Annotated in this window: 5 protein-coding genes; 3 read left to right on the plus strand and 2 right to left on the minus strand. The window is 74.8% G+C overall.

Translation table 11 applies throughout. From position 1 onward, the window contains the following. Positions 1–34: 34 nt before the first annotated feature. The gene (locus BJY18_RS06380; RefSeq protein ID WP_184778527.1) at positions 35–970 is read left to right on the plus strand and encodes an ACP S-malonyltransferase; all 936 of its coding nucleotides are present in this window, start codon (positions 35–37) and stop codon (positions 968–970) included. After that, entirely contained in the window at positions 967–2,508 is a 1,542-nt protein-coding gene (locus BJY18_RS06385) for an MFS transporter (RefSeq protein WP_184778528.1), read from the plus strand. The genes BJY18_RS06380 and BJY18_RS06385 overlap by 4 nt, the downstream gene beginning before the upstream one ends. 5 nt (positions 2,509–2,513) lie before the next feature. Here BJY18_RS06385 and BJY18_RS06390 read toward each other — a convergent pair whose 3' ends face one another. Beyond that, positions 2,514–5,279 (minus strand): AAA family ATPase, encoded by a 2,766-nt coding sequence (locus BJY18_RS06390; protein WP_184778531.1) that lies wholly within the window; start codon positions 5,277–5,279, stop codon positions 2,514–2,516. Positions 5,280–5,494: 215 nt separating this feature from the next. Here BJY18_RS06390 and BJY18_RS06395 point away from each other — a divergent pair, with 215 nt between their 5' ends. Further along, positions 5,495–8,194, plus strand: a complete 2,700-nt coding sequence (locus BJY18_RS06395; protein ID WP_184778532.1) for a helix-turn-helix transcriptional regulator — start codon at positions 5,495–5,497, stop codon at positions 8,192–8,194. Between the two features lie 332 nt (positions 8,195–8,526). Here BJY18_RS06395 and BJY18_RS06400 read toward each other — a convergent pair whose 3' ends face one another. Beyond that, complete coding sequence (locus BJY18_RS06400; RefSeq protein WP_184778534.1) at positions 8,527–11,265, minus strand: AAA family ATPase; 2,739 nt, start codon at positions 11,263–11,265, stop codon at positions 8,527–8,529. Positions 11,266–11,270 lie beyond the last annotated feature (5 nt).

Consider the following 11,270-nt stretch of genomic DNA (forward strand, 5'->3'; position numbering starts at 1 on the left):
CTCACGAATCTCCGGCCGAAACTGGGTGTGCACCATGGACAAAACCGCCGACGCCGTCCTCTTTCCCGGCATGGGCCCGGCCCGCGCCGGGATGCTGGGCCGGTTCCTCGTCATCGATCACCGGGCCCGGAGGCTGCTCGGCGTGGCGGAGCGGGCCCTGCGCCACTCCCTGCTCGACCCGCTGGCCCGCGAGGACGACGAGTACACCGAGCACACCCAGCTCGCGTTCGTGCTCGCCTCCCTCGCGGTGGCCGAGCGGGCCGAGCAGGAGCACGACCTGGACCCGGTCGCCGTGGGCGGGGCGAGCTTCGGTGAACGCGCCGCCGTGGTGCGCGCCGGCGCGCTGCCGCTGGCCGACCTCGTGCGGCTGGTCGCGGAAGTGGCGCGGCGCGAACGCGCGTACTTCGAGCGGGCGCACCAGGATCTGGTCAGCCAGTTCGTCGTCCGGACCCCGGAGGCGGTGCTCACGGACGTCCTCGACGGGATCGGCCACGAACTGTCCGGCCGGTTCGACGCGGAGGCGCATCTGGTGACTCTCGCCGAGCACGATCTCGGCGAGTTCGTCCGGCGCGTCCGCGCGGCAGGCGGGTACGCGCTCACCACCATGCGGCCGGCGGCGCACGCACGGGTGCTCGGCCCGCTGCGCGACGAGCTGGCGGAAGTCTTCGGCAGGTTCGGGTTCGCCGACCCGGCCCTGCCGATCGTGTCCGATCAGGACGGAGAGCCGGTCCGGACCGGCGACGAAGCGGCCGCACTCCTGCTGGAGTCGACGGTCAACGCGGTGCGGCTGCCCGAGCTGGTCCACCGGTTCGCCCGGCTCGGCGTCGGCCGGGTCCTCGTCGCCGGTCCGGACCACCTGCTGCATCGTCTGCCCGGCCTGACCGGGCAGTTCACCCTGCTGCGCGCCGACGTCCGCGAGGCGTTGACCCCGCGGCGACGGCCGCGCCTGACCGGGGCGGTGGCCGCATGAGCAGCCGCCTTCGGAACGTCGCGACGATCACGGTGTCCTGCCTGGCGCAGCTGATGGTCGCGATCGACATGACCGTGCTGCACCTGGCCGTGCCCGCGCTGACCACCCAGCTCGGCGCGTCGTCCGAAGAACTGCTGTGGATCGCCGACGTCTACGGGTTCGCGATGGGCGGGCTCCTGGTCACCATGGGCAACCTCGGGGACCGCTTCGGCAGGCGGCGGGTGCTCGTCATCGGCATCACCGCGTTCGCCGTGGGGTCGCTGCTGGCCGCCGCCGCGCCGACGGTGTGGGCGCTGATCGGCGCCCGTGCGCTATTGGGCGTGGCCGGCGCGGCGGTCCTCCCGTCGACGTCTTCGTTGCTCCGCGCGGTGTTCACGACCCAGCGGGCCCGGACCGCGGCGGTCGGCGCCGGCGCCGGAGTGTCGGCGGCGGGCTTCGCGATCGGCCCGATCGTCGGCGGCGTGCTGCTCGAGCACTTCTGGTGGGGCTCGGTGTTCCTGGTCAACGTCCCGGTGTCGGCGCTCATCCTGCTCGCGGCCCGGTTCGTACCGGAATCCCGCAGCGGGCGGCGGCTGCGGCTGGACCCGCTCAGCATCGGGCTGTCGATCGTCGGCGTGGTCGCGGTCGTCTACGGGATCAAGGGCGCCTTCTACGCCGGGCTGTGGTACCCGGAGGTGCTCGGTGCCTTCGTGCTCGGCGCCGGCTGCCTGCTGGGGTTCGCCCGGCGCCAGCGGGTGCTCGACGAGCCGCTGATCGACCTGGACCTGTTCCGCCGCCGCGGATTCTCCGCGTCGGTCGGGTCGAACCTGATCTCGGTGTTCACCATGTCGGCATTCGCGCTGATCACCAGCCAGTATCTGCAGCTCGTACTGCGCTGGAGCACGCTGCGCTCGGGACTGGCGTTCGTTCCCGGCGCGATGGCCGCGCTGATCGCCGGCGGGGTGCTGGCCGCGAAAGCGGTGGGCCGTTTCGGCCGCGCCAAGGCGGTCTCCGGCGGGCTGGCGCTGGCCGCGCTCGGGTTCGCGCTGTTCGGCTTGGTACAGACGGACACGTCGTACGCGCTGGTGCTGACGGCGCAGGTGGCGTTCGGCGCGGGAGCCGCGCTGACGCTGACGGTCACCGGCGACACGATCCTCGGCACGGTGCCCCGCGACCGCGCGGGCGCCGCGGCGGCGATCTCCTCGACGGCGTACGAACTCGGTGGCTCGCTCGGCATCGCCGTGGTGGGCAGCGTCCTGTCGGCGGTCTACCAAGCGGAGCTGGTGCTGCCCGACGGCGTATCCCCCGTACTGGCCGACCAGGTGCGTGAATCGTTCAGCGCGACCGCCGCGGTGGCGGAGGGCCTGCCGGAGCCGGTGGCGAGCGCGGTCCGGGCGGCGGCCGAGCAGTCGTTCGTCGGCGGTATCCGGGTGAGCATGCTGGGCAGTGCCGTCGTGATGGTGGTGCTGTCGGTGGTGGCGCTGCGGTCGTTGCGGCGGGTACCGAAGGTGATCGAGAACCCGATGGACGATCCGCGGCCGGTGGAAACCCCGAAGTGACCGGCTCAGGACAGGTACTCCCCGGTCAGGATCGCCGCGGCCAGCTCGACCCTGGAGCCGTAGCCGGTGCGGGAGAAGATCCGCGACAGCCGGCCCTCCACGCTCTTCTCGCTCGTTTCGAGCACCACCGCGAGCTGGCGGTTGGTCAGTCCCTCGGCGACCAGAATGGCCAGCAGGCGTTCGTTCTCCGCCGCCGCCTCCGCGCGGCCCGGGCCGGCAAACCCGTGCCCGCGCAGGATTTTCCGCAGCCGGGCGCGCCAGAACCAGGCGCCCACCTCGCCGTACAGGTCGTAGGCCTCGGTGAGCAGCCGCTCGGAGTCGTACCCGGCCAGCGCCGCCCAGAGGAACGCCGTCGCCGTCTCGTACGGGACCTTCCGGTGTTCGCGCGCGATCTCCACGGCCCTGCGGGCAGCGCCCAGGTCGCGGTACACCGTGGCCCGGGCGAGCTGATGGCACACGTGCGCGCGGGCGGTGTCCAGCCGCGTCGCCGCTCGTTTCGAGCGCTCCAGCCAGTGCTCGGCCTCCCGCCGGTTGTTCCGCCGCACCGCCGACCGTGCCAGGTCGGTCCACAGCTCCTCGGTGCCCAGCAGGTAGCCGCCCGCGTCGGCGCTGCGGACGGCCGCGAACAGCGATGCGTCGGCGGCTTCGGCGTCGCCCAGCTTGCGCAGCACGGTGAACTCGGCGTGGTCGATGACGTGTGACATCGGCAGGTCGCGGGCGTCGGCGGCCAGTGCCCGCGCCCGCATCAGCCAGCCCTGTGCGCCGAGGACGCGGATCGCACCGCACACCACTGTGTTGTGCGTCGGACGGGACGGGGCGGTGCCCTCCAGCAGGGTGCGACGGGCCAGCTCCAGCGCCTCCGGCCAGTCGCCGCCGAGGTAGTGCATCAGGAACCGGTCGGGCCCGGACAGCTGCTCGACGGTCAGCCCGGCGGCGGCCATCCGCCGCAGCGCGTGCTGGTACTCGCCGAGCTGCAGCAGCATGTCCAGCTCGAACCGGCGTTGCTCGAACCAGTGGGTCGGCAGGTGACCGGAGCGCCACAGGTCCGGGTTCGCCACCAGCGCGAACAGCCGGGACGAGTCGCCGAGCACGACCCCGCAGCCGGCCAGGAACATCGTCCCGAAGTCCGCGGTCACCGTGTTGCTGCCGCTCCACGCCGCGCGCCGCCGCTCCAGCAGCTCCCGCGCCTCGATCCAGCGGCCGGACATCATCAGCGCGAACGCCTGGTTGATGACCATCAGCGCGGGATCGTCCGGCAGCACCGGCGAGGTGCCGGCGGCGATCTCGGCCAGCTCGCCGTGTTCCTCGCGCACGCTCAGCCCGATGATGAACACGATCGACAGCTCCTGCGCCTGGTGCGGCGCGAGGTGCGCGACGTGGTCGCGCAACATCAGGCGGGCGCAGTCGCCCGCCTCGGCCCGCCGGTAGTGCAGTGCCCGCGCTCCGCTGAGCAGCAACAGGGCCCCGGCACGCTCCGCGGGAGTGGTGGCGCGGGCGACCGCCGCCGACAGCCAGCGTTCGGCCTTGACGCCGTCGGTGAGCAGCACCCGCCTGCCGTGCTCCAGCAGCTGGGTCGCGGCACGCCGGGCGTCGACGAGCGAACCGGCCTGGGCGACCCAGTCGAGCAGGACGTCGTCGCCGGGCGCGGGGACAGTGCCGTCCCACGCCGCGTGCACGGCGTGGGCGGCGAGGTTGCGCCACGCGTAGGGACCCAGCCGGGACAGCAGGCCGTCGCGGACGGCGGGCACCCGGAACCAGAGCCTGCCGTCGCGATGGCGGACCAGCACGCGCCGGGTGACGAGGCCGTCGACCGCCGCCCGGACGCGGGCTTCGTCCCGGCCGAGCGCCGCGGCGGTCAGCGGAGCCGCCCAGGTGCCGAGCGGCGCGAGGACCGCCATGGCTTCGGCGACCTCGCGGACCTCGTCGCCGGCGTCGGTGACGGCGCGCAGCAGCGGATGGGCGGCGGTCCGGACCGGCGGGTCGATCCAGTCGACGCGATAGCCGGTGCGGTCGACGATCCGCATCGCTCCGGCCGCGCGGTAGCCGTGGACCAGCGCGGTCAGCGCAGCCGGATTTCCCCGGCCCGCGGTGTACAGCTCGTCGGCCAGGTCGGCACTCGGCCGCGCCGAGATCAACGCGGCGACCAGCGAGCGCGATCGGCTGCGGGACAACGGCCGCAGCAGCCGCAGCCGGGCACGGCCTTCGGCCCGCAGGCGGGCGAACGCGGCGACGGCCGGCGCACTCCCGGGTACTTCGCGCCCGAGGCGCAGGGTCGCCACGACCGCGATCCGCGGTTCGCCGGCGCACAGCCGCAGCAGAGGCTCCAGCAGGCTCGCGGAACCGGCGTCCAGCCACTGAACATCGTCGATGAGGACGACGAGCGGACCGCGGGCCCGCACCAGGGGTGGCAGCGCGGTCGCGACCATCGCGGCGGCATCCGGCCGCGGCCCGGGCACAGCGCTCACTTGAGCAAGCACGGCCGACACCGGCGGCACGGCCGGTTCGTCGTCCGGCCGTCCCGCCGCCAGCTGGTTCAGCAGGCGGAACACCGCACCGAACGACAGTTCCCGGTCGAGTTCGGCCAAGTGCAGCACGAGCACGGTCGCCGAGTCCGCCAGTTCGGTGGCGAGCCGGTCGAGCACCGTGCTCCGGCCGCTGCCGGGCTCGCCCGCGAGCACGGTGAGCGGGGTGCCGCCGACCGCCACCTCTTCGGCGAGGGCGCTGACCTCCTCGGCTCCGGTGCCCGTCCGAGCGCCCATCTCCACGGTCATGTGGTCCAGTGGAACAGCTCTCGCACGGGCGGCGTTTCTCCCGGTCAGCCGACCGGGTGCGCCGAGGCAACAACGGTGCCTGTGCTGACCGGAGGCGGTGACCGGGCTGGACGAACCCGGCCGCGGACCGCCACGCTCGGCTCGGGAAGATCATCAGCCGAGATCCGCGCCGCCGCAGCGCCTCGTCCCCGGCGGACGAGAAAGCCGAGGAGATCATGGGAGGCAGGGACGTCCCGAACGCCGGACCGGACGACGCGCTCGCCGTACTCGACCGGCTGCTGGCCGGCCCGGGTGCGGTGTGGGTGGTGCGCGGACCGGCAGGTGCCGGACGCAGCGCCGCGCTGGCGGCGCTGGCCGAGCGAGGAGCACGGGCCGGGGCCGCGGTGCTGGCAGTACCCGCGGGGGCCGATCCGGCCACCGCCCTCACGCGGCTGGGCGGCGCGCTGGCCGAGCTGCTCACCGCACCGGACCGGCCCGAGCCGGCGAGCCGCAGCCGCGCGGCGATGCGGCTGCGCAGCAGGCTCCGTGCCACGCCGGGGTCTCGCCCGTTGCTGGTGGCCGGCGACCTGCTGTCGATTCTGAGCGTGCTGACGCCGGTCCAGCGGCTGGTGCTGCTGTTCGACGATTTCGACCGGTTTCCGCCGGAGGTGGCCGCGGTGCTGGCGCTGGTCGCCGAGGGCGGCCGCGCGGCCGGTGCGGTCACGGTCGCCACCGCTCCGGGCCCGGAGCCGTCCGGTGGTCCGGCGGGCAGGCTGCTCGCGGTCGCCGACGGCACCGTGGACCTGCGCCCGCTGACCGACGCCGAAACGACCGCGCTGCTGCCGGCCTGGACGACCGCGAAGGGGCGCACGGCCGTCGATCCCGGGCTGGTCACAGCCCTGCGCCGGGCACTGGGTCCGTTGTTCGGCAATCCCGGCACGGTCCAGCTGACGGTCGCCGCGCTGCGGGACGGCGGCCGGCTCGCCGTGGTCGACGACCACGTCTGCCTTGCCGACCCGGAGCGGCCGATCACGCTGCCGGCGGAGCACCCGTTGTCCCAGCGGCTGCGGCGGCTCGGCGCGGCCGCGCGCCGGCTGGCCGCCGTCGTCGCCGTGTTCACCGAGCAGCAAGGCGCGGAACTCGACTGCCTGGCCGGGTTCGCCACGGCGGCCGGACTGCCGCTGTCCACGGCCGGTCCGGTGCTGGACGACCTGGTGCGGGTGGGCGTCCTGCGACTGGGCGGAGGCGGAGCGGTCGACTTCGCCGTGCCCGCGCTGGCCGACCGGCTGCGGCTGGAGCGCGGCCCGCGCTGGCACCACGAGCTGCACGCCGGAGCCGCTCGCCGGCTGCTCGCGCTGCGGCGGGCGGGGGTGCAGGTCGAACCCGCCGCGATCGCCCGGCACCTCGCCGAACTTTTACCGTCCACTGTGGATACCGAAGCGGCGGGCCTGCTCCTGACTGCCGCCGGTGCCGCCGATCCGGCGACCGCACGCCGGTACCGGGTGTGCGCCCTGCGGCTGCTCGATCCCGGCGACCCCCGCTGTCCCGCTGCGCTGCGCGAGGTGCTCGAAAGCAGTTTCGCGACCGGCGAATACCGGTCGCTGGCCGACGACCTCGCGACCGTTCTCGCGCCGCGAATCCGCCATCCCGGGTTCGACGTACCGACCGCCGCCACCGCGTTCGTGTGGTGGCTGGCGGCCCTCGCGCACGAGCACCGGCTGCCCGAGCTCGACGTCGTCCGGCCGCTCGCCACCACGCTCGGCACCACGGCCACGCGGCTGGCCGATGCGGTCGGCCGGAACGATCGGGCAGCTGTCGCTGCCGCGGCTCACGCACTGGACGACTCCGGCACCGGTCTGTTCGGCACGGGATTGGCGGTCCTGCTCGAGTGCCTACCCGGCGACCGGGCCGACGGGCCGGCAGCCGAGGCCGCCGGCGTCCTGGACTTCGTCAGCGTGCTCGACGCCCGGCTCTCCGGCCGCTACCACCCGCCGGAAACCGGCTTCGCGGCGGGCTGGCACGCGGTCCGGCGTGCCTACCGCGCAGGTGAGTGGGACACGGCGCTGTCGCTGGCGCGGGCGCTGGAGGGCGGCCGTCTGCGGTGGAAGTCCCCGCGCCGGCACCGGTTCGCGAGCGTGGTGGCCGCGGAGATCTCCGCCCAGCGCGGCGAGCAGGACCGCGCGGCCGGGTGGCTGCGCCGCGTGCCGTGCCCGGAATCCGCCGCCTACGTCGCCTGCGTGCGCACCGCGTTGCGGCGCTTCGCCGGGAACCTCGACGAGGCCCTGGAACGGGGCTGGGAGGAGTACGCCGCCTGTCGCGCGCAGGGGGTGTACGCAGGCGCCGAATTCCTCCTTGCCCGGCTCCTGCGCTGTGCGCGGTCGGGCGGGAACGACGCGGGGGCCACGCGGCTGCTCGCGGAGCTCGAGCGCCTCGCCGAATATCGCCCGACGGCCTCGGTGCGGGAAACGCTGCTGGTGTACGGCGGTCTGGTGCGCGAGGACGAGACCGCCGTCCGTGCCGGACTGGAGCTGGCGCGGCAGGCCGGCGACGTGTTCCGGATCGCGCAGGCCTGCCTGGCACTCGGCGAGCTGAGCGCGGCCCCGGAAGTGTGGCTGCTGGAGGCGCACCGCACGCTGAAGCGGCTGGGCGCGGTGGCGGCGATCGCCCCGGTCACGGAACTGCTGGACCGGCGCCGGATCGCCGTGCCCCGCGACCGCGCCGACCGCGCGGCGTTGGCCCCGCAGGAGCGGCGCATCGCCGAACTGGTGGCCGACGGCCGCACCAACCGGCAGATCGCGGCGGCGCTGCGCATCAGCGAGAAACGGGTGGAAGCCCGCCTGACGGCGGTGTTCGAGCGCACGGGCTGTCACTCCCGGGTCGAGCTGGCGGCGGCCTGGCTGCAGGGCCGCCTCACCGCAGCGCCAGTCCCCGCCTGAGCAGCGCGCCGCGGCACTCCGGCGGATGCGCGTTCATCCGGCCCCACGGCCGCGCCCCGGCACGTGCCCACCTGAGCAACCCGCAGCCGCACGCGGCGAGTGCGCGTTCAGATTACGGCGGGTGCCCGGCTGGACAGTCCACGGCGGCGCCCCGGCCCGTGCCCACCTGAGCGCTCCCCGGCGGTACGCGTTCAACCAACCCGCAACGCCACCCCGGCAAGCACCCACCCAAGCCACCCCGGCAAGCACCCGCCCAGCCGGTCCACCGACGACGCCTCGACAGGCCTCCGCCCCAGAAACCCGCCAAGCCACCCGGGCGGTACCCCGGGTCCTCACCCCGCCCGGTGCCCTCGCATCGCCGCCGCCAGCTGGGTCCGGCTCGAGATCCCGAGCTTGCGGTACGAACTCGTCAGGTGCTTTTCCACCGCTCGGACCGTCACCGCCAGCAGCTCCGCGATGTCCCGGTTGCGGCTGCCCGCCATCGCCAGTTCGACCACCCGGTGCTCGGTCGCGGTGAGCGGGCCACCGTCGGGGGCCTCGACCGCCTCCATCGACGGCCGGATCAGCCACGTCGCCGCGCACTCCGTGGCCAGCCGCCGGCCCTCTTCGGCGTGTTCGCGCGCCTCCACGCCGGTGTCCCGCTCGCCCAGCAGTACGAGGACCCTGGCCAGCTCCAGCCGGTCCGCCGACCGGGCCAGCACCTCCGCGGCCTCGCGCAGCATCGGCACCGCTTCCTCGTCGCGGTCGAGCAACGTCGCCCGGATCCGCAGTGCCCGGCCGACCGCCGATGGCGCTCCCCACGCGAGAGCCCGGTCGACCTCTTCGCGCGCGACCGCCTCGGCCGGCTCCGGCTGGTCGGTCGCCGCGAGCAGCAGTGCGATCTTCGCGCGTACCTGCAGCAGCACGCCGTAGGCACGCCCGATCCGCCCCAGCTGGTGCGAGCAGTCCAGGTAGTACTCGATCGCCGCCGTGTGGTTGCCTTCGGTCACTGCCAGCCCGCCGTGCGCCAGCGACTTCAGCCACGGCTCGTGCTCCGGCGCGCAGTGCTCGACGACCAGCCGTGCCAGCGCCGCGTCGCGCTGCTCGACGGCGATCCCGATCAGCACCAGCAGCACCGCGGAGGTGAGGCCCAACCAGCCGGGACCGGCCGCGGTGAGTACGGCGAGCGCACGGTCGCGGGCCGGGCCGAGGTATCCCGACGCCTGCGCCGCCAACGCCTGCCCGGTCCAGGCGACCAGCGTCGGCAGGTCCGGGTTCTCCTCCCGGCCGCCGGCCGCGGCCACCCACGACTCCACGCCCTCCAGTGCGTCGGCCGCCGCCAGCACCGGCACCACGAGCGGAAGCGTCGAGTACATCTGGTTCGGCGACCCGGGTTCGCGTTCCAGCACCCGCCTGGCCAGGTCCACGACGGAATCGCGCGGGGCGGCATCGCCCAGGGCCACCAGGTGCAGCAGCACCGCCACCAGCTCCCGCTGCGCCGGCGACCCTTCGGCGGGCGCCGGTCCGAGATCCGCCAGCCGCCCGGCCGCCGCGGCCCCGGCGCCGGGCACACCACGCTCCAGGTACCGCAGCCGCGACTCCATGCGCAGCGCGGCCTCGGCCGCGTCCGGGCCGGGAACGTCGCGCAGTTCGCCGAACACCCGCCGGACCTGCCGGAGGTCCGGTCCGAGCCGGGGTCCGACCACCACCGGCAGCAGGCACAGCGCGAACGCGCGGTCGACCGGATCCCGCAGCAGCCCCAGCGCCTGGTGCAGGTGCCGGTGCGCGGCGGTCAGGTCGTAGCCACGTTCGACGGCCGCGAGGTCGACCAGCAGCTCGGCGCGATCGGCTCCGGGGTGCGCCAGCGCGTGCCGCAGGTACTGTGCCGCTGTGCGGGGTTCCGCGCCGGCCAGCGCGGCGCCGGCCGCGGTCCGCAGCACCTGCGCCGCCCACGGCTCGGGTTCGGCGACGGTGGCCAGGAGCTGCCGCCCGATCTGCTCCACCGGGCGACCGTGGCGGTAGTACACGTTCGCCGCGCGCAGGTGCAGCCGGTCCTGCTCGTCCGCGGTCAGCTGGTCGGCGATCAGGTCGCCGGTCATCGTCCCGCAGAACCGCAAAAGCCCGCTGCCGGCCGGATCCTCGAGAACGCCGAGGCGGCGCAGGGCGCGTTCGACGGCGTCGAAGTCCGGCAGGTCGAGCCCGGCGACCTCGGCGATCACCGTCGCCTCGGTCGCCTCGCCGAGCGCCGCCATCGCCTTGGCGACCGTGCGGACCGCTTCGGGCTGGGCACGCAGGCAGCGCGACAGCCGGGCCGCGGCCGGCGAAGACCACAGGGCGGGCAGTTCGGCGGTGACCTCGGCGACCGGACGCAACCCGTGCCCCAGCACGGCGTTGACCAGTGCCTCCAGCAGCATCGGCAGACCGCCGGTCCGGGCGTGGCACGCTGCCGCGAACTCGTCCTCGGGCGGTTCTCCGCACCGGAGCGTCAGGTACGCGCGGACACCCGCGGGCGAGAGCGGGGTGGCGGATATCCGCCGCGCCGCCGCGTGGACGATGTCCCCGACGACGACGTCGTCCGCGCCGCCGTCGCCCTCCAGCAGGGTCGCCACGAGCAGGACCCGCATCCGGCCGAGCCGGTGGGCGAGGTAGGCCAGCCATCGCAGCGAGGCCGGGTCGGCCCACTGCAGATCGTCCACGAGCAGGGCCACCGGGCCGATCTCACGGACCACCTTGGCGAACAGCCCGAGCAGTTCGTGCAGTACGAGGTGCCCGCGCCTGCCGTCGGCCGGCGCGGGCGGGAACCGCCGCTCCAGCCGTACTTCGGCGGGCAGCTCCCCCCGCCAGCCCGACTCCAGCAGCGGATCCAGCAGCAGCCGGACGACGCCGTAGTCGACCTCCCGCTCCAGCGGAGTCGCCACCGTCCGCACGACCTGCAGCCCGCGGGCCGCCGCCTCCTCCCCCGCGGCGTGCAGCAGGGCCGACCGGCCGGTGCCGAGCCCGCCGCGGATGACGACCAGCTGGCCTTCGGCTTCGCGGGCACGGGCGATCGCCGCGCCGAGCGCGGCCAGGTGTTCCTCGCGCTCGATCATCATGACGC

It is taken from the genome of Amycolatopsis jiangsuensis (assembly GCF_014204865.1).
In the GTDB taxonomy this organism is placed as follows: Bacteria; Actinomycetota; Actinomycetes; order Mycobacteriales; family Pseudonocardiaceae; genus Amycolatopsis; species Amycolatopsis jiangsuensis.

Coding starts and splice junctions, on each gene's coding strand:
- BJY18_RS06395 (WP_184778532.1), top strand. CDS start 5,495: ATGGGAGGCAGGGACGTCCCGAACGCCGGACCGGACGACGCGCTCGCC.
- BJY18_RS06385 (WP_184778528.1), top strand. CDS start 967: ATGAGCAGCCGCCTTCGGAACGTCGCGACGATCACGGTGTCCTGCCTG.
- BJY18_RS06400 (WP_184778534.1), bottom strand. CDS start 11,265: ATGATGATCGAGCGCGAGGAACACCTGGCCGCGCTCGGCGCGGCGATC.
- BJY18_RS06380 (WP_184778527.1), top strand. CDS start 35: ATGGACAAAACCGCCGACGCCGTCCTCTTTCCCGGCATGGGCCCGGCC.
- BJY18_RS06390 (WP_184778531.1), bottom strand. CDS start 5,279: ATGACCGTGGAGATGGGCGCTCGGACGGGCACCGGAGCCGAGGAGGTC.